Origin of the sequence: Streptomyces nodosus (assembly GCF_008704995.1) — a bacterium.
GTDB lineage: Bacteria > Actinomycetota > Actinomycetes > Streptomycetales > Streptomycetaceae > Streptomyces > Streptomyces nodosus.
Map to the genome: position 1 here is coordinate 2,370,213 of NZ_CP023747.1, position 20,690 is coordinate 2,390,902.

General features: G+C 71.8%; 16 protein-coding genes. 8 read left to right on the top strand and 8 right to left on the bottom strand.

What is annotated here, in order from left to right:
- Nucleotides 1–132 precede the first annotated feature (132 nt).
- Nucleotides 133–2,073, top strand: a complete 1,941-nt coding sequence (locus CP978_RS10775) for a S53 family peptidase (protein WP_043439828.1) — start codon at nucleotides 133–135, stop codon at nucleotides 2,071–2,073.
- Nucleotides 2,074–2,280: 207 nt separating this feature from the next.
- On the top strand, nucleotides 2,281–4,059 hold the full coding sequence (locus CP978_RS10780) for an NAD+ synthase (protein ID WP_150478196.1): 1,779 nt from the start codon (nucleotides 2,281–2,283) through the stop codon (nucleotides 4,057–4,059).
- A 186-nt stretch (nucleotides 4,060–4,245) separates the two neighbouring features.
- Here the strand turns inward: CP978_RS10780 and CP978_RS10785 are convergent, their stop codons facing one another.
- The 4 genes from CP978_RS10785 to CP978_RS10800 all read right to left on the bottom strand — a co-directional run bounded on the left by CP978_RS10785 (nucleotide 4,246) and on the right by CP978_RS10800 (nucleotide 9,109).
- On the bottom strand, nucleotides 4,246–5,490 hold the full coding sequence (locus CP978_RS10785; protein WP_043439829.1) for an MFS transporter: 1,245 nt from the start codon (nucleotides 5,488–5,490) through the stop codon (nucleotides 4,246–4,248).
- 96 nt (nucleotides 5,491–5,586) lie between these two features.
- Nucleotides 5,587–6,618 (bottom strand): endonuclease/exonuclease/phosphatase family protein, encoded by a 1,032-nt coding sequence (locus CP978_RS10790; RefSeq protein ID WP_043439830.1) that lies wholly within the window; start codon nucleotides 6,616–6,618, stop codon nucleotides 5,587–5,589.
- Nucleotides 6,619–6,800: 182 nt separating this feature from the next.
- Nucleotides 6,801–7,430 (bottom strand): TetR/AcrR family transcriptional regulator, encoded by a 630-nt coding sequence (locus tag CP978_RS10795; protein WP_043439831.1) that lies wholly within the window; start codon nucleotides 7,428–7,430, stop codon nucleotides 6,801–6,803.
- Nucleotides 7,431–7,519: 89 nt separating this feature from the next.
- A complete protein-coding gene (locus tag CP978_RS10800) occupies nucleotides 7,520–9,109 on the bottom strand; it encodes an MFS transporter (RefSeq protein WP_052454074.1) in 1,590 nt (529 codons plus the stop codon).
- A 291-nt stretch (nucleotides 9,110–9,400) separates the two neighbouring features.
- Here CP978_RS10800 and panB point away from each other — a divergent pair, with 291 nt between their 5' ends.
- From panB to CP978_RS10815, 3 genes are all read left to right on the top strand, one after another.
- Nucleotides 9,401–10,288, top strand: a complete 888-nt coding sequence (gene panB / locus CP978_RS10805) for a 3-methyl-2-oxobutanoate hydroxymethyltransferase (protein WP_043439833.1) — start codon at nucleotides 9,401–9,403, stop codon at nucleotides 10,286–10,288.
- 385 nt (nucleotides 10,289–10,673) lie between these two features.
- Nucleotides 10,674–11,699 (top strand): ATP-binding cassette domain-containing protein, encoded by a 1,026-nt coding sequence (locus tag CP978_RS10810; protein WP_043439834.1) that lies wholly within the window; start codon nucleotides 10,674–10,676, stop codon nucleotides 11,697–11,699.
- Nucleotides 11,696–12,568 (top strand): ABC transporter permease, encoded by an 873-nt coding sequence (locus tag CP978_RS10815; protein ID WP_079162084.1) that lies wholly within the window; start codon nucleotides 11,696–11,698, stop codon nucleotides 12,566–12,568. Before CP978_RS10810 ends, CP978_RS10815 begins: the two co-directional genes overlap by 4 nt.
- A 38-nt stretch (nucleotides 12,569–12,606) precedes the next feature.
- On the opposite strand, the gene CP978_RS10820 is transcribed toward CP978_RS10815, so the two are convergent.
- Nucleotides 12,607–15,909, bottom strand: a complete 3,303-nt coding sequence (locus CP978_RS10820) for an AfsR/SARP family transcriptional regulator (protein WP_043439837.1) — start codon at nucleotides 15,907–15,909, stop codon at nucleotides 12,607–12,609.
- Nucleotides 15,910–16,050: 141 nt separating this feature from the next.
- Between CP978_RS10820 and CP978_RS10825 the strand changes: the two genes are divergently transcribed.
- A complete protein-coding gene (locus CP978_RS10825) occupies nucleotides 16,051–16,848 on the top strand; it encodes a site-2 protease family protein (RefSeq protein ID WP_043439839.1) in 798 nt (265 codons plus the stop codon).
- On the opposite strand, the gene CP978_RS10830 is transcribed toward CP978_RS10825, so the two are convergent.
- Entirely contained in the window at nucleotides 16,838–17,077 is a 240-nt protein-coding gene (locus CP978_RS10830) for a hypothetical protein (protein ID WP_079162085.1), read from the bottom strand. The genes CP978_RS10825 and CP978_RS10830 overlap by 11 nt on opposite strands.
- Nucleotides 17,078–17,089: 12 nt before the next feature.
- Nucleotides 17,090–17,794 carry an NADPH-dependent F420 reductase gene (gene npdG / locus CP978_RS10835; RefSeq protein ID WP_043439842.1) on the bottom strand — a complete coding sequence of 235 codons (705 nt, stop codon included), beginning with the start codon at nucleotides 17,792–17,794 and terminating at the stop codon, nucleotides 17,090–17,092.
- A gap of 255 nt (nucleotides 17,795–18,049) precedes the next feature.
- Between npdG and CP978_RS10840 the strand changes: the two genes are divergently transcribed.
- Nucleotides 18,050–19,426: an MFS transporter gene (locus CP978_RS10840; protein ID WP_079162086.1), complete on the top strand. Its 1,377-nt coding sequence runs from the start codon at nucleotides 18,050–18,052 to the stop codon at nucleotides 19,424–19,426.
- Between the two features lie 36 nt (nucleotides 19,427–19,462).
- Here CP978_RS10840 and CP978_RS10845 read toward each other — a convergent pair whose 3' ends face one another.
- The gene (locus tag CP978_RS10845) at nucleotides 19,463–19,693 is read right to left on the bottom strand and encodes a hypothetical protein (protein ID WP_150478197.1); all 231 of its coding nucleotides are present in this window, start codon (nucleotides 19,691–19,693) and stop codon (nucleotides 19,463–19,465) included.
- 59 nt (nucleotides 19,694–19,752) lie between these two features.
- On the opposite strand from CP978_RS10845, the gene map reads away from it, so the two are divergent.
- Nucleotides 19,753–20,610, top strand: coding sequence for a type I methionyl aminopeptidase (map, locus tag CP978_RS10850; protein ID WP_150478198.1), 858 nt, complete (start codon nucleotides 19,753–19,755; stop codon nucleotides 20,608–20,610).
- Nucleotides 20,611–20,690 lie beyond the last annotated feature (80 nt).

Consider the following 20,690-nt stretch of genomic DNA (forward strand, 5'->3'; position numbering starts at 1 on the left):
CCCTGGCATGAACGGTTCATCGCCAGAGTGGCCCCCATCGCGTGATCCCTTCGCCACTCCGTCCGCACGGAGTTGTCTGCGCGGATCACCGACCGACCGCTACATGCGACGAACCGCATCGCAGGGGGTTTTATGAGATCGAACCGCGCCACGGCGCGTGCCGGAGTGGGCCTGGCAGCGACACTGCCCTTGCTCGCCGGCGCTCTGGCGTTCGGCATACCCGCCGCGCACGCCGCGGACGACCCCGGCCGGGACACGCTCACGGGCACCAAGCCCGCCTGGGCGACGGCCACGGCGGACCGGGGCGCGACCCCGAAGGGCACCCGGATCTCCGCCCGGGTCCACCTCGCCGGCCGCGACGCCTCCGGTCTGGCCGCCTATGCCAAGGCCGTCTCCGACCCGGCATCGCCCTTGTACGGCAAGTACCTGACTCCCCGGCAGGCGCAGCAACGTTTCGGCGCCTCCAAGGCCCAGGTGGCCGCGGTGACGTCCTGGCTGGAGTCGGCGGGCCTGACGATCACCGACGTCACGCCGCGCTATATCGCCGTGACGGGTGACGCGTCCGCCGCCGAGAAGGCGTTCGGCGCCCAGCTGCACAACTACGCCAAGGGCTCCCGGACCTACCGGGCACCGTCGAGGACGGCCTCCGCGCCCGCCGGTCTCAAGGGCGCCGTGCTGACCGTCACGGGCCTGGACAACGCCCCGCACAAGGCGACCCACAAGGACCAGCTGCCGCCGCCGGACGACGTGTTCAAGAACGCCGGGCCGTTCTCCTCGTACCACGGCTCCAATGTCGCGACCACGCTGCCGAGCGTCCAGGGCTCGAAGATCCCGTACGCCGTGGAGGGCTACACGGGCAAGCAGCTGCGGGCCGCGTACGGCGCGGGCAAGCGCACGGGCAAGGGCGTACGCATCGCCATCACCGACGCCTACGCCTCGCCGACCATCGCCTCCGACGCGGCCACCTACGCCAAGAAGCACGGCGACGCCGGATACGCCAAGGGCCAGCTGAGCCAGGTGCTGCCGAAGAAGTACACCCGCACCGAGGAGTGCGGGGCCGCCGGCTGGTACGGCGAGGAGACGCTGGACGTCGAGGCCGCGCACGCGGTCGCGCCCGGGGCGGACATCGTCTATGTGGGTGCCGCCTCCTGCTACGACGACGATCTGCTCGACTCGCTCGGCAAGATCGTCGACAGCCGTCTGGCCGACATCGTCTCCAACTCCTGGGGCGACATCGAGGCCAATGAGACCCCGGACGTGGCGGCCGCCTACGACCAGGTCTTCATGTTCGGCGCGGTCGAGGGCATCGGCTTCTACTTCTCCTCCGGCGACGACGGCGACGAGGTCGCCAACACCGGTACGAAGCAGGTCGACACCCCGGCCAACTCCGCCTGGGTGACCGCGGTCGGCGGCACCTCGCTGGCGGTCGGCAAGGGCGACAGCTATCTGTGGGAGACCGGCTGGGGCACCGAGAAGGCCTCGCTGTCGGCCGACGGCAGGAGCTGGGCGGGCTTCCCCGGCGCGTTCACCTCGGGCGCGGGCGGCGGCACCAGCAGGACCGTGCCGCAGCCCTCGTACCAGAAGGGGGTCGTCCCGAACTCGCTCGCCAAGGCCAACAGCTCCGCGGGCAACCGGGTCGTCCCGGACATCGCGGCGATCGCCGACCCCAACACCGGTTTCAAGGTCGGCCAGACGCAGACCTTCCCGGACGGATCGCAGAGGTACGACGAGTACCGCATCGGCGGCACCTCGCTCGCCGCGCCGGTGATCGCGGGCGTCCAGGCTCTGGCCCAGGAGGCGCACGGCGGCAAGGCGATCGGTTTCGCCAACCCGGCGATCTACGCCCGGTACGGCTCGAAGGTGTACCACGACGTCACGGACAGCCCGACGCACTCCACCCTGGCCGTGGCCCGCGTGGACTACCTCAACGGGTACGACGCCACGGACGGACTGGCCACCTCGGTCCGCAGCCTCGGCAAGGACAGCTCGCTGAGCGCCGTGAAGGGCTATGACGCCGTGACCGGTGTGGGCTCGCCCGCCCCGGGCTACGTCGAGTCCTGGAACCGCCGCTGACCGGCGGCCGACCGCAGCGCACCACATCCCGCGCGCCCGTCCCCCGACCTCGGGGGGCGGGCGCGCGGCCGTGCGGCGGGGTCCCGCCCGCCCCCGGGTCGCCTCGCACGACCACGTGGAGGGGGGTATCGGCCCCCGGATCCCGCGTGGGAAGGCCCACACCCCCATTGTGTCGCTCTGACGATTACTGGCGTCTAGACTGGGCGCGTGCCTCAACTTCGCCTCGCCCTGAATCAGATCGACTCGACCGTCGGCGATCTCGCCGGGAACGCCGAGGCGATCCTCCGTTGGACCCGGCACTCCGCCGAGCAGGGAGCGCATCTGGCGGCGTTCCCGGAGATGGTGCTGACCGGATACCCCGTCGAGGACCTGGCGCTGCGGTCCTCCTTCGTCGAGGCCTCGCGCGCGGCCCTGAGGGAACTCGCCGCCCGCCTCGCGGACGAGGGCCTCGGGGAGCTGCCGGTGATCGTCGGCTATCTCGACCGTGCGGAGACCGCCCAGCCGCGCTACGGGCAGCCGCCCGGCACCCCGCAGAACGCGGCGGCGGTGCTGCACCGCGGCGAGGTCGCGCTCACCTTCGCCAAGCACCACCTTCCCAACTACGGCGTCTTCGACGAGTACCGCTATTTCGTGCCCGGCGACACCATGCCGGTCGTGCGGCTGCACGGGATCGACATCGCGCTCGCCATCTGCGAGGACCTGTGGCAGGACGGCGGCCGGGTGCCGGCCGCGCGGGCCGCGGGGGCGGGACTGCTGCTGTCGATCAACGCCTCGCCGTACGAGCGGGACAAGGACGACACGCGACTGGAACTGGTGCGCAAGCGGGCGCAGGAGGCCGGCTGCACCACCGCCTATCTCGCCATGACCGGCGGTCAGGACGAACTGGTCTTCGACGGCGACTCGATCGTCGTCGCCCCGGACGGCGAGGTGATCGCGCGGGCGCCGCAGTTCGAGGAGGGCTGCGTGGTCCTGGACCTCGACCTGCCCGCGGCCGGGACGGACACCCCGGGCGCCCCCGGCGCGGCCGACCACGGACGGTATGTGGACGACGGTCTGCGCATCGACCGCCTGGTGCTGTCCGAGGAGCCGCTCCCCGCCTACGGGCCCGAGCGGACGGGTGGCCACGCGAGGCGGCTGGACGACGACGAGGAGGTCTACTCGGCGCTGGTCGTGGGCCTGCGGGCGTATGCCGTGAAGAACGGTTTCCGTTCGGTGCTCATCGGGCTGTCCGGCGGTATCGACTCGGCGCTGGTCGCGGCGATCGCCTGCGACGCGGTGGGCGCGGAGAACGTGTACGGCGTGTCGATGCCGTCCAAGTACTCCTCCGAGCACTCCAAGGACGACGCGGCGGAGCTGGCGCGGCGGACCGGGCTCCACTTCCGCACGGTGCCGATCGCCCCGATGTTCGACGCCTATATGGAGTCGCTCGGTCTGACCGGCCTCGCCGAGGAGAACCTCCAGTCCCGGCTCCGCGGCACACTGCTGATGGCGATCTCCAACCAGGAGGGCCATATCGTGCTGGCGCCCGGCAACAAGTCGGAGCTGGCGGTGGGGTACTCCACGCTCTACGGCGACTCGGTGGGCGCCTACGGCCCGATCAAGGACCTGTACAAGACCTCGGTCTTCCAGCTGGCGCGGTGGCGTAACCGTGCGGCTCAGGAGCGGGGGCAGACCCCGCCCATCCCGGAGAACTCGATCACCAAGCCGCCGAGCGCGGAGCTGCGCCCCGGCCAGGTCGACACGGACTCGCTGCCCGACTACCCGGTGCTTGACGCGATCCTCGACCTGTATGTGGACCACGACAAGGGTGCCGACGCGATCGTGGCGGCGGGCTTCGACCCGGCCCTGGTGGCGAAGACACTGCGGATGGTCGACAGCGCGGAGTACAAGCGCCGCCAGTACCCGCCGGGCACCAAGATCTCGGCCAAGGGCTTCGGCAAGGACCGCCGTCTGCCGATCACCAGCCGGTGGCGCGAGCACGCCTAGTGCCCCGACAGGCAACGTTCGCCCCGTCGCGACGCCCGGCACGCTCCCCCACGCTCGACTGCGCTCGCGCGGGCGGTGCCCCCACGACGCCGCTCCTTGACGGGCAAACGTTGCCTGCCGCGGCACTAGTACCCGAAGGGGCGCGCGCCACGACCGGGCCCGCGCCCCTTCCCGGCTCCGGCTCGGTCAGCCGGTGACGCCCTCCGGCGCCTCGTCGGAGACGGGCTCCGTCCGGTCCGGTACGTGTGCCGCCACCACACGTTCCCGGCCCGCCGGGGCCTCACCCCTTCGGCGGTCCACCGTGTACGCGACCCCCGCCACCGCCAGCCCCAGCACCGCCAGGGCCGCGCCCGCCAGGGCCGGGGAGGTGACGCCGAGACCCAGGGCGAGGGCGAGGCCGCCGATCCAGGCACCGCCCGCGTTCGCCAGGTTGAAGGCCGCCTGGTTCGCCGAGGAGGCGAGCGAGGGGGCCGCGGACGCCTTCTCCATGACCGTCATCTGCAACGGGGAACCGGTGGCGAACGCCGCCGTGCCCAGCAGGGTCACCGCCAGGGCGGCACTCCAGCGGGTGCTCATCAGCAGGGGGAACAGGGCCAGGACCACCCCCAGCGAGGCCAGACCGCCGAACAGCGTGCCCCGCAGCGAGTGGTCCGCGAGCCGGCCGCCCAGCAGATTGCCGATCGTGGCGCCCACGCCGAACAGGCCCAGCAGCAGGGTGACGCTCGCGCCCGTGTAGCCCGCCGCGTCCGTGAGCATCGGCGCCACATAGCTGTACGCCGAGAACAGCGCGCCGAAGCCCGCCACCGTGGTGCCCAGCGCCAGCCACACCGGCAGGGAGCGCAGGGCCGCCAGTTCGCTTCGAAGGCCCCCGGTCGGGGCGTGCGCGTGGTCGTGCGGGATCAGCAGGAACAGCGCCGCCATCGCGGCCACGCCGATCACGCTCACCCCGAGGAACGTCGCCCGCCACCCCAGGTGCTGGCCCATCAGGGTGGCCACCGGCACGCCCGCGACATTGGCGACCGTCAGGCCCAGGAACATCCGCGAGACGGAACGGGCCCTACGCCCGGGCTCGGACAGATTCGCGGCCACCACCGCGCCGACGCCGAAGAAGGCCCCGTGCGGCAGCCCGCTCACCCAGCGCGCGGCCAGCAGCCAGTGGTGGTCGGGTGCCAGCGCGGACAGCGCGTTGCCCAGCACGAACAGCCCCATCAGGCCGATGAGGACGGTGCGGCGGGGCATCCGGGCCGTCACCGCGGCGAGCAGCGGCGCACCGATCACCACGCCCAGGGCGTACGCCGAGACCAGTTGCCCGGCGGTGGGGATGGAGACGTGCAGATCGTCCGCGACCTCGGGCAGCAGGCCCATCATCACGAACTCGGTGGTGCCGATGCCGAAGGCGCCCACGGCGAGGGCGAGCAGGGCCAGTGGCATGAAGTGCCTGTGCCTTTCAGGGTGGCGGGGCGGCGTTCCGCCCCGGGCTATGTTCACGTACGGAACAAAGCCTGCCAGGCCCAGTATTCCGGCAGGTTACGGCGTGGTTACCCGTACCCGCGCGGCGACCGGCAGATGGTCGCTGCCGGTGCGCGGCAGGGTCCAGGAACTCACCGGCTGCACGCCCCTGACCATGATCTGGTCGATCCGCGCCAGCGGGAACGACGCCGGCCAGCTGAACCCGAAGCCGCTGCCCGCCGCGCCCTGGGTGGAACGCATCTGCGAGGTCACGGCGTTGAGCGAGCGGTCGTTCATGGTGCCGTTGAGGTCGCCGAGCAGGATCACCCTGCTGAGCGTCTCGTCGGCGATGGCCTCGCCGAGCGCGTCCGCGCTGGTGTCCCGCTGCCGCGCGGTGAATCCCGCGGCCAGCTTCACCCGCACCGAGGGCATGTGCGCGACATAGACGGCGACCGTTCCCTCGGGGCTGCTCACAGTGGCCCGCATCGCCCGTGTCCAGCCCAGCCGGATGTCCACGGCCCGCACCCCGCTCAGCGGGTACTTGCTCCACAGCCCGACGGTGCCCTGCACCGAGTGGTACTTGTACGTCGATGCCAGCGCCTGCTCGTAGACCGGGACCGCGGACGCCGTCAGCTCCTCCAGGGCCAGCACATCCGCGCCGGAGGCGGCCACGTCCCGCGCGGTTCCGGTCGGGTCCGGGTTCTCGGCGTTGACGTTGTGCGTGGCGACGGTCAGATCGCCGCCGGAGCCGGTCTTGTCCCCGAGCAGCCCGCCGAAGAGGTTCAGCCAGACCACCAGGGGCAGCAGCACGGCGAGCAGCGCGGTCGCCGATCTCCGCACCAGCGCGAGGATCAGCAGCAGCGGGACGAACACCACACCGAACCAGGGCAGGAACGTCTCCACGAGACTGCCGGTGTTGCCGACGCTGTTGGGGATCCGCGCGTGCATCAGCATCACCAGCGCGACGACCACGGCCAGAGCGGCCGTCAGGATGCCGCGACGCCAGATGCCGCCGTCGCGGCGGAGACGTTCGTACAGGCTCCGGAGCCGGGATCCTCTGCGGTCCGGTCCGGTCCCGCCGCCCGTCTCCGTCATGTACGCCTGCGCCATACCGTCGCCTCACCACTTGCCGTGCACGCCGTCGTCCCCCGTGGTGACGACCCTAGGCGATGAACGGCTTCGTTCCCGCCGCCGTATGGCGGTGGTACGCGCAGGACGACGACCGAAGCGGTGTCCGAGGTTCCGGACGACGGCACGAGGCGGTCTTCTGTGACGAAACCGGCACACCCGCACTACGCGCCGGGGGAACTGACAGGCCGTAGCCCTTCCAGGACGGTGTCGACGATCTGCTCGGCGAGTCCCTCCTCCAGCGGGGCGTCGGGGCGCAGCAGGGAGCGTACGAGCATGGGTCCGACCAGCATGTCGTGCAGCAGGTCGATGTCGACGTCCCGGCGCAGCTCCCCGTTCTCCAGCCCGCGGCGCAGGACCTCCCGCCCGATCCGGCGCCGGGGGGCGACGACGGTCGCGTGATAGGCGGCCCAGATCTTGGGGCTGCTCTTCATCTGGGCGTACACGTTGTGCAGGATCGCCGAGGAGCGGGTGGCGAGGCCGCGCCGCCGCTGCGACTCCAGGAGCATGACGAAGTCGTCGCGCACCGAGGTGCCGGGCAGTTCGGGGTCCTCGGGTTCGGCGGCCCGCAGGACGTCCACGAAGAGGTCCTCCTTGTCGCTCCACCGGCGGTAGATGGTGGCCTTGCCGACGCCGGCGGTGCGGGCGATGCGCTCGATGGACAGGTCCGCGAGGGGCACACCGTCCTCGAGGAGCTTCATCACTCCCTCGAGGATGGCCCGTTCGACGGCCTCGCTGCGGGGACGGCCCCGTGCGGGACAGTCCTGCTGCGGTCGGCTCTCGGCGAGGCTCATGTGCGACTCCGTCCTTGCTGTCCCGGAATGGTCCCCCCGATACGCCAGAACGGGCACCCGGTTCCCCGAGTGCCCGTCATGACGAGCGGTCAGTTCTCGGCCGCCACCAACTCTGCCTCTTTCTGCTCCGCTTGTGGAGCAGGCTGCTTCCCGGGCAGGAAGAGCGCCACCACGATCGCGCCGATCACCGCCACGCCCGAGCCCCACAGCGCGGTGACATGCATCGCGTGCAGGAAGGCGTCGTTGGCCGGGGAGACCAGGGCCTTGCCCTCCGGTCCGAGCCGGGCGGCCACGCCGAGCGTCGCCTCGATCGACTCGCCCGCGGTGTGCCGGACGCCCGCCGGGAGGAGGGTGAGCTTGTCCTGGATGGCGTCCCGGTAGCTGGCCGACAGGACCGAGCCGAGGACCGCGATGCCGAGCGCCCCGCCGACCTGGCGGAAGGTGTTGCTGAGCGCGGACGCGGAGCCGGCCTTCTCCCGGGGCAGCGCCTGCATGATCACGACGCTGGTCGGGGTCATGATGTGCGCCATTCCGGTGCCCATGAGGAAGAAGATGACCTCGAGGATCCAGATGGGCGTGTCGGCCTCGAGGCCGGCGAAGGCGGCGAGCATGGCGGCGATCACCACCATGGCGGCGGTGGTGGTGGCCTTGATGCCGAACCGGTCGACCACCAGCCGGGCACGCGGCGCGAAGATCATCTGAGCGGCGGCCAGCGGCAGCATCAGCAGGCCGGTCTGCAGAGGCGTGTAGCCGCGCACGCTCTGGGTGTAGAAGACGGAGAAGAACGTCACGCCCATCAGGGCGAAGAAGACCAGCGCGATGACGGATATCGCGGCGGAGAAGACCTTGTTGCCGAAGTAGCTCATGTCGATGGACGGGTGGTCGCTGCGCTTCTCGAACACCACGAAGAGCGCCAGCACGACCAGGCCGGCGCCGGTGGACGCGAGGACCGTCGGGTCGGTGAAGTCGGCGAGCTGACCGCCCTTGATGATGCCGTAGACGAGCAGCACCAGGCCGACGACCGACAGGACGACGCCGATGGGGTCGATCCGGCCGGGGCTGGGGTCGCGGGAGTCCGGGACCAGCCAGATCATCAGCGCCAGGGCGAGGATCACGATCGGCACATTGACCAGGAAGACCGAGCCCCACCAGAAGTGGTCGAGCAGCACACCGCCGGTGATGGGGCCTATCGCGATGGCCAGGCCGACGCCGCCGGCCCAGATGCCGATGGCCTTGGGCTGCTCGTCGCGCTCGAAGACGTTCATCAGGACCGCGAGGGTGGCGGGCATGACGAAGGCGGCGCCGAGACCCATCACGGCGCGGAAGGCGATGAGCTGAACGGGTGAACCCGACTCGGCGGCGAGCGCCGACCCGATGCCGAACACGGCGAGACCGGCCAGCAGGACCTTCTTGCGGCCCAGGCGGTCGCCCAGCAGACCCGCGCTGAACAGCAGCCCCGCGAAGACGAGCGTGTAGGAGTTGATGGCCCACTCGAGCTCGCTCTGGGTGGCGCCCAGCCCGGTCGGCGCCGGTGTGGAGATCGTCTTGATGGCGACGTTCAGGATGGAGTTGTCGAGCACCACGATCAACAGGCTGAGCATCAGCACGCCGAGGATGGCCCATCGGCGCCGGTGCACCGCCTCGGGCACCCGCCGTTCGACAGGGGCAGCAGTAGTCATGGCAGGGATCCTAAATGGATTTCGATACGGAACGGTCTCGTATCGGAATCCTTTACGGAGACATTGAGGACCGGTCCGGTGGCCGCCGGATGGCCGCCACGTGCTCCAAGACGCGGGCCCGCACCGCTGGGTTGAGCGGTCGCCCCGCACCGGCCGGACACCTGCCCCGCACCGCACGGGCGCGGGCCTCGGGGCCGCCCCGCACTAGCCGCGCCTGGCACGAGGTGCCACCATGGGGGTGGTCCGGGGACGCCGTCAGGGCGCCTCGAGATGACAGAAGGAGCACATGCGATGACGCAGCTTCCCGCTGCCCAGAAGCAGCCCCCGCAAGGCACGCTCAAGCCCTCCGACGGCAGCAAGGCGCTGTACGGAGGCAAGAGCACCCGCCGCATCACCGTGCGCGACATCACCACCGCCAAGGAACGCGGCGAGAAGTGGCCGATGCTCACCGCCTACGACGCGATGACCGCCTCCGTGTTCGACGAGGCCGGGATCCCGGTGATGCTCGTCGGCGACTCGGCGGGCAACTGCCACCTCGGATACGAGACGACGGTACCCGTCACCCTCGACGAGATGACCATGCTGGCCTCCGCGGTCGTACGCGGCACCAGCCGGGCCCTGATCGTCGGCGACCTGCCCTTCGGCTCCTACCAGGAGGGCCCGGTGCAGGCGCTGCGCTCGGCCACCCGTCTGGTCAAGGAGGCCGGGGTCGGCGCGGTGAAGCTGGAGGGCGGCGAGCGCTCGCACGAACAGATCGGGCTGCTCGTGGAGTCCGGCATCCCCGTCATGGCGCACATCGGACTGACCCCCCAGTCCGTGAACTCCATGGGCTACCGCGTGCAGGGCCGCGGCGAGGAGGCGGCCCAGCAACTGCTGCGGGACGCCAAGGCGGTGCAGGACGCGGGCGCGTTCGCGGTCGTCCTGGAACTGGTCCCGGCGGAGCTGGCCGCGGAGGTCACCCGGGTGCTGCACATCCCGACGGTCGGCATCGGCGCGGGCCCGGAGACGGACGCCCAGGTCCTGGTGTGGACCGACATGCTGGGCCTGACCGGCGGCCGGGTGCCGAAGTTCGTGAAGCAGTACGCGGACCTGCGCCAGGTGATCGGCGACGCGGCCAAGGCGTACGCCGAGGACGTGGTGGGCGGCACCTTCCCGCGGGAGGAGCACTCCGTCCACTGAGCCTTCCCCGGGGTGCGGCGGTCGATCGCCGCCGGGCCGTGCGATTCCCCGCACCCCTTACGGGCGCCCCTCCCACGGGGCGCGGCAGCCCGCCGGTCTTCCCCCACCGGCGGGCTGCGCTTTTTGCGCCTAAACCGGCGCCGCTTTCGCGGACCTGGTTGCTCGCCGTCGTGGTTGCTCAATTGATGGTTGCGGTGGTCGTGGGGGAATGGTCGGGGGCGTCGGATGCCGGCGGGGCATCGCGCGTTCGGCGCGTGGGTCGCGGGAATGGCCGGTGACCGTCGGACGCCGGCGAGCCGGTGGTGTGGGGGAATCGTCGGTGGGAGTTCAGCCGGTGTCGGGGGGCTGTCGGTGGTTTGTCGGTGGTGGCTGGCACCTTGGTGGCATGACGCGAATCGACAACCATCCCGACGACGCCGCACCGGACGCGGCCGTCACCGTACGGGGGCTGGTCAAGCACTACGGCGAGACCAAGGCGCTGGACGGCGTCGACCTCGATGTGCGCGAGGGCACCGTCCTCGGTGTGCTCGGGCCGAACGGCGCCGGCAAGACCACCCTCGTCCGCTGTCTGTCCACCCTCATCACCCCGGACGCCGGCCACGCCACGGTCGCCGGCTACGACGTCGTACGGCAGCCGCGGCAGACGCGCCGTGTGATCGGCCTCACCGGCCAGTACGCCTCGGTCGACGAGAAGCTCTCCGGCTTCGAGAACCTGTACATGATCGGCCGCCTCCTGGATCTGCCCCGCAAGGAGTGCCGCGCCCGGGCCGACGGGCTGCTGGAGCGGTTCTCGCTCACCGAGGCCGCCAAGCGCCCGGCGTCCACGTACTCCGGCGGCATGCGGCGGCGGCTGGACCTCGCCGCCTCGATGATCGGGCACCCCGCCGTGCTCTATCTCGACGAGCCGACCACCGGCCTGGACCCGCGCACCCGTAACGAGGTGTGGACCGAGGTCAAGCGGATGGTCGCCGAGGGCGCCACCGTGCTGCTCACCACCCAGTACATGGAGGAGGCCGAGCAGCTGGCCTCCGAGCTGACCGTCATCGACCGCGGCAAGGTCATCGCCGGCGGCCGCATCGACGACCTCAAGGCACGGGTCGGCGGCCGCACCCTGCGCATCCGCCCCGCGGACCCGCTGGAGCTGCGCCCGACCGCCTCCGCGCTCGACGAGTTCGGCCTCACCGGCGCCGGACGGGCGACCGTGGACGCCGAGACCGGCACGGTCCTGGTCCCGATCCTCAGCGACGAGCAGCTGACCGCGGTGGTCGGCGCGCTCACCGCCCGCGGCATCACCCTGGCCGCCATCGCCACCGAACTGCCCAGCCTGGACGAGGTGTTCCTGTCGCTCACCGGCCACAAGGCCAGTGCCCCGCAGGACCCGTCGCCCACCCATGAGGAGGTCGCCGCATGAGCACCCGTCCCTCCCCCGCCACCGCCACCCTGGACGAGGCGCCGCCCGCCGCCCCCGCGCGGAGACCGTCCGCGCCCGTCGCCGACGGTGAGGGCCGACTGGGCCTGCGGAACCATCTGCGTCATATCGGCGCCCTGGTCCGCCGCAATCTGCTGTGGATCCGCCAGGACCCCGAGTCCATGTTCGACGCGGTTCTGATGCCGGTCGTCTTCACCCTGCTGTTCGTGTTCGTCTTCGGCGGCGCGATCGCGGGCAAGGGCAACCAGGACGTGTACGTCAACTATGTGGTGCCCGGACTGATGGCCATGATGGGCATGAACATCGCCATGGCCGTCGGCACCGGCTTCAACCAGGACTTCCAGACCGGTGTGATGGACCGCTTCCGGTCCCTGCCGATCGCCCGCTCCTCGGTCCTGATCGCCAAGATCACGGTCGAGATCGGCCGGATGCTGGTCGCCACGGCGATCCTGCTCGCCGTCGGCTTCGCACTGGGCCTGTCCATCTCCAGCGTCCCGGGGCTGTTCGGGGCGATCGGCCTGTCGATGGTCTTCGGCTCCTCCATCATGTGGATCTTCCTGACCATGGGTGTGGTGATGAAGAGTGCCCAGGCCATCCAGGCCATGGGGTTCCTGGTGATGATGCCGCTGCAGTTCGGTTCGTCGATCTTCTCCCCGCCCTCCACCATGCCGGGCTGGCTCCAGGCGTTCACGGAGTACAACCCGCTGTCCACCCTGGCGGACGCCGCCCGCGCCCTGATGAACGGAGACCATCCGGCGAGCCACAGCGTGCTGGTGACCCTGATCTGGTCGGCCGTGATCACCGCGGTGATGGCGCCGATCGCGATCCGCAAGTTCACCACCAAGAGCTGACCTGAACCGGCGTCCGGCGGGGCGACGCCGGTTCCCTGTCAGACGAGGGCGGCGGCCTCCTCCTGGGAGAGCGCGCCGCCCTCCGCGTATGCGGCCTCGTACGCCGCGTCGCCCAGCATCGCCCGGGCCCTGTCCTCCGCCGAGGCCCGGGCCTCGCGCTCCATCGGGTTGCGGACGTGATAGGTCGGCAGCAGGCCGTCGGCGGCGCCCAGACACCGGGCCGCGTCCCGGGCGCGCCGCCCACCGTCCAGGCCGTTGAGCGCCAGCGCGGCGGTCGTCAGATGCATGGAGGCCATATGCGGCGCGACCACCGCCAGCATCGTCTCCGCGGACCGCGCCAGCGCCTCGCGCACATGGGCCAGGGCCTCCTCATGGTGCCCCTCCAGCGTGTCCAGCCAGGCGTCCAGGCCGGAGATGAAGCCCTCGAAGACCACGAACGGGAACGTCCCGAAGTCCTCGCGCAGCGACCGGACCTGGTGGCGCGCCTCGGCCATCCGGCCGGTGCGGCTGAGCCAGAGCGCCAGGAAGATCCGGGCGAACGGCAGGGCGTCCAGGGACAGTCCGCTCCCCTCGTCGAGGACCTGGCGCAGCAGCCGCTCCCCGCGCTCGCCCTGCCCCGCGTCGATCAGCGCGTTGCCGAGACGGGCGGTGAGCACGGACGTCTGGGCGCGGGCGCCGAGCCGCTCGGCGTACTCCCGGGCCGCCTCGTAGTCCGCGGCGGCCAGGAGGTACTCGCCCCTGTTCTCATGGGCCTCGCCACGGGCGGACAGGGCCTCGGCCACGCCCCAGATGTCCCCGATCCGCTGGAAGATCTCCAGCGCCTCGTCGGCGTCCCTGGTCGCCTCCCCGGCCCAGTGGCTGCGGTTGGCGAGGAAGTTGGCCCGCGTCTGGAGGGTCTGGGCCAGCTCCCAGGTGTAGCCGAGTTCGCGGCAGGTGCGCACCGACTCGTCGATGGCCGCGCGCATCCGGTCCCAGTCGTCGACGAGCAGCACGGTGAAGAACCACAGGGACCCGGGCATCCGGCAGGTCTGCGGCTGGCCGGGTCGGTAGGTCGCGCTGATGATTTTCAGCTTCTCCCGGCCCTCTGGGGTGTCCCAGGTCCGGACGTCCATGTCCAGGGTGGCGAGATGGAGCAGATGGGCACCGCGGCGGGCCTCTTCGAGGACCTCGGGGCGCATCGGCGGCGGACTGTCGATGCAGGCCTCGGGCAGGTCCGGCACCGGCCGGGCGGGCGCGGCGAAGGGGTCGGGGCCCAGTTCGACGACGGCCTCGCACCAGGTGCGGGTCTCGGTGCGCAGATCACGCATCTGCCAGTACCAGGACAGCGAGAGCAGCAGACAGAGCGCCTCCTGCTCGTCGCGGAGAGCGACGGCACGGCGCAGCGCGGTGCGCAGGTTCTCGTACTCCACCTGGAACCGTTCGAACGCCGTCCGCTGCCCCGACGACCGCAGCAACGGATCGGTGGTCCGGGCGAGTTCGCGGTAGTACGTGAGGTGGGCGCGCTCCGTGCCGGGTCGTTCGCCGGACTCGTCGAGCCGCTCGCCCGCGTACTCGGCGACGGTCTCCAGGAGCCGGTAGCGCATCTGGCCGTCGCCCGAGGGGGCCGCCGTCACCAGGGACTTGTCGACGAGCGAGCCGACCGCCTCCAGGGCGACGGGCCCGCAGACGGCCTCGGCCGCGGTGAGGTCGCAGCCGCCGGAGAAGACGGACAGTCCGCGCAGCACCGCGCGCTCGTCCTCGTCGAGGAGGTCCCAGGACCAGTCGACCACGGCCCGCAGGGTCTGCTGCCGGGGCAGCCCCGTGCGGCTTCCGGAGGTGAGCAGCCGGAAGCGGTCGTCCAGCCGGTCCGCGATCTGCCGCGGCGACAGCATCCGCAGACGCGCGGCGGCCAGCTCGATGGCGAGCGGCAGTCCGTCGAGGCGGCGGCAGATCTCGGCGGCGGCCTCGGGGTCGTCCTCGACACGGAAGCCGGGACGGACGGCGGTGCCGCGGTCGGCGAAGAGTCTCAGCGCATACGGCTGCGGCAGCGGCTCGACCGGGCGCAGCAGTTCCCCCGGTACGCCGAGGGGTTCCCGGCTGGTGGCGAGGACCGTCAGTCCGGGGCAGCGCTGGAGGAGGTGTTCCACGAGCCGGGCGGCGGCGTCCACGACATGTTCGCAGTTGTCGAGGATGAGCAGCATCCGGCGGCGCGCGCAGTGTTCGGCGAGCCGGAGCAGGGGGTCGTCGTGGCGGTCGGCGACGGCCCTTATCTCCTCGGCGCCGGCGCCGCGCAGCACGGTCTCGCGGGCCCCGACCGCGGTGAGCACGGCCTCGGGCACCGCCTCGGGGTCGTCGACCGGCGCCAGCTCGGCCAGCCACACACCGTCCCGGACCGTGGGCGCCACGGACTCGCCGGCCTCCTGCGACAGCCGGGTCTTCCCGGCACCACCGGGCCCCAGCAGGGTGACCAGCCGTACGGCGGTGAGATCGGCCCGCAGGGTGTCGATGTCGGTGTCCCGCCCGACGAAGGAGGTGAGGCGGGCGCGGAGGTTGCCGGAGGGCGGCGGTGCGAGCGGGGCCTCCTCGGCCGGGGCCACCGGGGGGCGGGGCGCGGCGCCCGACGACGGGGTTTCCGGGGCGCCGAGCAGCTCCCCGTGCAGCGACCGCAGTTCGGGCCCCGGGTCGGAGCCGAGCCGGTCGGCCAGCAGCCGTCGTACGTCCTCGTAGGCGGCCAGGGCCTCCGCCGGGCGGCCCGCGTCCCGCAGCGCGCGCAGCCTGAGGGCCTGGAGGGGCTCGTCCAGCGGGTGCAGATCGCACAGCGCGGTCAGCTCGGGCAGATGCCGCTCGCCGTGGCCCAGGGCGAGGGCCGCGGTCAGCCGGGCGCGGCGGGCGTCGAGCCGGTGGGTCTCCCAGCGGGCCGCCTCGGCCCCGCGGTCCGGGAGGTCGGCGAGGGCCGGCCCGTGCCACAGGGCGAGCGCGTCGTCGAGGACGGCCGCCGCCTTCGCGGGATCCCCGTCGGCCAGGGCGGCGAGGCCCTCTCCGGCGAGCCGCTCGAAGCGGTGCAGATCGATGTCGTCCGGCGCCGCGGCCAGCCGGTAGCCGCCGTCCGCCGACTCCACCGCGTCCGCCCCGAGCGTCCGGCGCAGCCGCCCCACCAGCGCTTGCAGGGCGCCGGTGGAGTCGGCGGGCGGGTCGGCACCCCACACCTCGTCCACGAGGAGGGCGGCGGGCACGGCCCGGCCGGCCCGCAGGGCGAGCACGGTCAGCAGGGCACGCAGCCGGGCCCCGCCGACCGGGACGGACGTGCCGTCGGCGCGGAACGCCTGGGTGGTACCGAGGATGCGATAGCGCACGGGATTCATTCTCTCCGGTCGCGGGGGAAGGACGGCCCGTTCGGGAACGCCCCAGCTTCCATGGAACCCGGCTCCGTCGGCGAGGCGTTTTCCGGGTGCGCCCGGTACCGTCGGGCAGGCCCTCGCACCGGCACGAGCCCAAGGAGCCCCATGACCACCGCCGCGACCCGGCCCAGCGACCGGAGGATCAGCCCCGTCTTCGTCGGGATCCTGGCCGTGACCGGCGTCACCGGCTGGGCCACCTGGACCGGCTTCGCCGCACGGCCCGGTCTCGCCGTGTTCCTGTTCGTGACGGGGGCGTGGATCGTCTCGCTCTGTCTGCACGAGTACGCGCACGCGCGCACCGCCCTGCTCGGCGGCGACATCACGGTCGGCGCCAAGGGGTATCTCACGCTGAACCCGCTGAAGTACACGCATGCGCTGCTGAGCATCGTGTTGCCGGTGATCTTTGTGATCATGGGCGGTATCGGTCTGCCGGGCGGCGCGGTCTTCATCGAGCGGAGCCGGATCCGGGGCCGCTGGCGGCACAGCCTGATCTCGGCGGCGGGTCCGCTGACCAACGCCCTGTTCGCCGTGGTGTGCACGGCCCCGTTCTGGCTGCACGCGCTGGACGGTGTGCCGCTGGGCTTCCAGTACGCGCTGGCGTTCCTGGCGCTGCTCCAGGTGACGGCCGCCATCCTGAACTTCCTGCCGGTGCCGGGCCTGGACGGGTACGGGGTGATCGAGCCCTGGCTGCCGTACGGGGTGAAGCGCCAGCTGGAGCCGTTCGCGGGGTTCGGGCTGCTGCTGGTGTTCGCGGTCCTGTGGATGCCGGAGGTGAACCGGACCTTCTTCGACGTCGTCCACTCGTTGCTGAACACCCTGGGCATCGACGATCTGCACGGCTACTGCGGCCAGACGCTGTACCGCTTCTGGCAGCACACCCCGGACCTGTGCGTCAGCCCGTGACCGAGGTCTGCCGGGCGCGGTCGCGGCGGATGTAGTACCAGGTCATGTTGGAGGTCAGGCCCGCCAGCAGCACCCACACGATCCCCAGCCAGTTGCCCTGGACGAAGGAGACGACGGCCGCCGCGACGGCGAGCAGGCACACGGTGAGGGTGTAGAGGGCGAGACGGGGCATGGGGGTCGGCTCCTGACGGACGGACGGTGTGCTCGTACGGCGTCCAGTGTCCCCCATGCCCACGGCCCGCTAGACGTCGGTCACCCGGAGACCGGCGTGCGCCTTGTACCGGCGGTTGACGGAGATCAGGTTCGCCACCAGGGACTCGACCTGGTGAGCGTTGCGCAGCCGTCCCGCGAAGACGCCGCGCATTCCGGGGATGCGGCCGGCCAGCGCCTGCACGATCTCCACATCGGCGCGCTCCTCGCCGAGGACCATGACATCGGTCTCGATCTCTTCGACCCCGGCGTCCTGGAGGAGGACCGCGGACAGATGGTGGAATGCGGCGGCGACCCGGGACTCCGGCAGCAGCGCGGCGGCCTGTTCGGCGGCGCTGCCCTCCTCCGGCTTGAGCGCATAGGCGCCCTTCTTGTCGAAGCCGAGGGGGTTGACGCAGTCCACGACGAGCTTTCCGGCCAGCTCCGCGCGCAGGGACCGGAGCGTGTCCCCGTGGCCCTCCCACGGCACGGCGACGATCACCAGGTCGCTGCGGCGTGAGGCCTCGGCGTTGTCGGCGCCCTCGACACCGTGGCCGATCTCCTCGGCGGCGGCCCGCGCCCGCTCGGCGGCCCGCGAGCCGATGATCACCTTCTGGCCGGCCCGGGCGAGCCGGTAGGCGAGGCCCTTGCCCTGCGGCCCGGTACCGCCGAGCACGCCGACGACGAGTCCGGAGACATCGGGAAGGTCCCAGGGGTCCTTGGCGGGGGCCTTGGGTGCACTGTCGTTAGTGGTCATGAGCCGACCCTACGTGCGCCCCGGCCCCGGGCACCGCCCAGGTACGAGCGATGGCGGGAAACACCACCCGGCACTCCCCGGTCGGGCGCACCGGGCGTGAACTCCGCCCCGGGTGCGCCCGGTTACGGCGGGCTCCGCACCCGAGGACACCGGGCGAAGCGCGCCGTCGCGAGACGTGCCCCGGCGACCGGGCGGAGCGGCGGCCGCCGAAAACCGGTTGCCCGGAAAGCGGGAGGCCGCTGATCATGGCCCGCCGTGACCGACAACGCCCCCGCCTCCCCCGCGCCGACGCCCACGGCGTCCGCGGCACCGGAGGGTGCCCCTCCTCCCGACGACGCCCGCTCCGTGTCCGCCCGGGGCTCCCGGCTGCGCGCCCTGCTCCCCGATCTCGCTCCCTGGCACGCCTCGGTGGATTTCCGTCGGCTGTGGCTGGCCGGGCTGATCAGCAACTTCGGCACCTTCCTGACCTTTGTCGCCGTGCCGGTGCAGCTCAAGGAGCTCACCGGCTCGGCGGCGGCCGTGGGCGCGGTCGGCGCGGTGGAGCTCATACCGCTGATCGTCTTCGGCCTGTACGGCGGGGCGCTCGCCGACGCCCACGACAAGCGGAAGCTGATCCTCGCCACCGAGACCGGGCAAGGGCTGCTCTCGGTCGTGCTGCTGGTGAACGCGCTGCTGCCGGAGCCGGAGATCTGGCCGCTGTATGTCGTGGCGGCCCTGTCCTCCGCGTTCGGGGCGGTCCAGCGCCCGGCCCTCGACTCCCTCTTCCCGCGCATCGTGGCGCACGACCACCTGCCGGCCGCCGCCGCGCTGAACTCGCTGCGCTGGACGGTCGGCGGGGTCGCGGGGCCCGCCCTGGCGGGTGTGGTGGTCGCCTACGCGGGGCTCGGCTCGGCGTACGGCGCGGACGCGGTGACGTTCGCGGTGTCGCTCCTGCTCTGTCTGCGGCTGGCCGCGTCCCCCGCCTCCCATCAGGCCGCGAAGCCCTCGTTGCGGTCGATCGCGGAGGGCGCGCGGTACGCCTGGGGCCGCAAGGAACTCCTGGGCACCTATGTCGTCGACATGACCGCGATGCTCTTCGCGATGCCGCTGGCGGTGCTGCCGTTCCTCGCGGACGAGCTGCATGCCGCCTGGGCGCTCGGGCTGATGTACGCCAGCATTCCGGCCGGGTCGCTGCTGGTGTCACTGACCAGCGGATGGACCTCGCGGGTGTACCGGCACGGGCGGATGGTGGTCCTCTCGGCGGCCGGGTGGGGGCTGGCGATCGCGGCGGCGGGCCTGGTGCGGAACGTCTGGCTGGTGCTGCTGTTCCTGGCCCTGGCCGGCTGCTGCGACATGGTCAGCGGGATCTTCCGGGGCGCCATGTGGAACCAGACGATCCCCGACGAGCTGCGCGGGCGGCTGGCCGGCATCGAACTGCTCTCGTACTCGGTCGGCCCCCAGCTGGGCCAGGTCCGTTCGGGTGGAATGGCGGCATGGAGAGGTGTCCGCACATCCGTCTGGGCGGGCGGTCTGCTGTGCACGGGCGCGGTGGCGCTGCTGGCGCTGTGCCTGCCGGGACTGATGCGCTACGACGCCCGCACCGATGAGCATGCGCTACGGCTGAGAGCGCAGCGGACGGGGACGGCGGGCTGAGGGCGCCCGCCCGCCCCGGCCGCTCCTCGGCCGTCGTCAGCCCTCGTCCCGTTCCCCCGCGGGGGCGTCGTGCCAGCGGGGGTCCGTCTCCCACTCCTCGTTCCGCTCCTGCGCGATGTCCATCGCGTGCCCCGCCTCCTCGCGGGTCGCATACGGACCGAAGCGGTCCTTGGCGGGGCACTCGGGCCCCTCCTCCACCTTCTGGTGGACCAGGCAGTAGTACCACTCGCCCGGTTTCCCGGCCGCCCGCCTCTTGAACAGAGCCATCAGGCGCTCCTTTCCCCAGGAACCATGTTCCCGCACCCCCGCTGGTTAGACTCGCTGACATGTCTGGCCAGTCGCTGCTCGTACCAGGAGAGCTGTCTCCCACCCGTTCCGTCCCCGGAAACATCCGCCGCCCGGAATACGTCGGCAAACCGGGACCGTCCCGCTATGACGGCCCCGAGGTGCAGACGCCCGAGACCGTCGAGGCGATGCGCGTCGCCGGGCGGATCGCGGCGCGGGCGATGGCGGAGGCAGCGAAGATCATCGCGCCCGGGGTCACCACGGACGAGCTGGACCGGGTCGCGCACGCCTACATGTGCGACCACGGCGCCTACCCCTCCACCCTGGGCTACCGGGGCTTCCCCAAGTCCCTGTGCACCTCGGTCAACGAGGTCATCTGCCACGGCATCCCCGACTCCACGGTCCTGCGCGACGGCGACATCATCAATCTGGATGTGACGGCGTACATCGGCGGCGTCCACGGCGACACCAACGCCACCTATCTCGTCGGGGACGTGGACGACGAGTCCCGGCTGCTGGTGGAGCGCACCCACGAGTCCCTCGAGCGCGCGATCAAGGCCGTCAGGCCCGGCCGCCAGATCAATGTCATCGGCCGGGTCATCGAGTCCTACGCCAAGCGGTTCGGCTACGGCGTCGTACGGGACTTCACCGGGCACGGGATCAACTCGTCGTTCCACTCGGGTCTGATCGTCCCGCACTACGACAGCCCGCACGCGACCCAGGTGCTGCAGCCCGGCATGACCTTCACCATCGAGCCCATGCTCACCCTCGGCACCTATGAGTACGACCTGTGGGACGACGGCTGGACCGTGGTCACCAAGGACCGCAAGCGCACCGCCCAGTTCGAACACACCCTGGTGGTCACCGACACGGGAGCGGAGATCCTGACCCTCCCCTGAGCCCGGCCGCACCACCCGAAGAGCCCGCCCTCCCCGCAGGGCGGGCTCTTTCGTTCTCCGTCTTCGTCGCGCAGCTGGGC

What these genes read in the sequence shown, in the direction of transcription:
- CP978_RS10775 (WP_043439828.1), top strand. Translation starts at nt 133, where the DNA reads ATGAGATCGAACCGCGCCACGGCGCGTGCCGGAGTGGGCCTGGCAGCG.
- CP978_RS10785 (WP_043439829.1), bottom strand. Translation starts at nt 5,490, where the DNA reads ATGCCACTGGCCCTGCTCGCCCTCGCCGTGGGCGCCTTCGGCATCGGC.
- CP978_RS10790 (WP_043439830.1), bottom strand. Translation starts at nt 6,618, where the DNA reads ATGGCGCAGGCGTACATGACGGAGACGGGCGGCGGGACCGGACCGGAC.
- CP978_RS10795 (WP_043439831.1), bottom strand. Translation starts at nt 7,430, where the DNA reads ATGAGCCTCGCCGAGAGCCGACCGCAGCAGGACTGTCCCGCACGGGGC.
- CP978_RS10800 (WP_052454074.1), bottom strand. Translation starts at nt 9,109, where the DNA reads ATGACTACTGCTGCCCCTGTCGAACGGCGGGTGCCCGAGGCGGTGCAC.
- panB (WP_043439833.1), top strand. Translation starts at nt 9,401, where the DNA reads ATGACGCAGCTTCCCGCTGCCCAGAAGCAGCCCCCGCAAGGCACGCTC.
- CP978_RS10810 (WP_043439834.1), top strand. Translation starts at nt 10,674, where the DNA reads ATGACGCGAATCGACAACCATCCCGACGACGCCGCACCGGACGCGGCC.
- CP978_RS10815 (WP_079162084.1), top strand. Translation starts at nt 11,696, where the DNA reads ATGAGCACCCGTCCCTCCCCCGCCACCGCCACCCTGGACGAGGCGCCG.
- CP978_RS10820 (WP_043439837.1), bottom strand. Translation starts at nt 15,909, where the DNA reads ATGAATCCCGTGCGCTATCGCATCCTCGGTACCACCCAGGCGTTCCGC.
- CP978_RS10825 (WP_043439839.1), top strand. Translation starts at nt 16,051, where the DNA reads ATGACCACCGCCGCGACCCGGCCCAGCGACCGGAGGATCAGCCCCGTC.
- CP978_RS10830 (WP_079162085.1), bottom strand. Translation starts at nt 17,077, where the DNA reads ATGGGGGACACTGGACGCCGTACGAGCACACCGTCCGTCCGTCAGGAG.
- npdG (WP_043439842.1), bottom strand. Translation starts at nt 17,794, where the DNA reads ATGACCACTAACGACAGTGCACCCAAGGCCCCCGCCAAGGACCCCTGG.
- CP978_RS10845 (WP_150478197.1), bottom strand. Translation starts at nt 19,693, where the DNA reads ATGGCTCTGTTCAAGAGGCGGGCGGCCGGGAAACCGGGCGAGTGGTAC.
- map (WP_150478198.1), top strand. Translation starts at nt 19,753, where the DNA reads ATGTCTGGCCAGTCGCTGCTCGTACCAGGAGAGCTGTCTCCCACCCGT.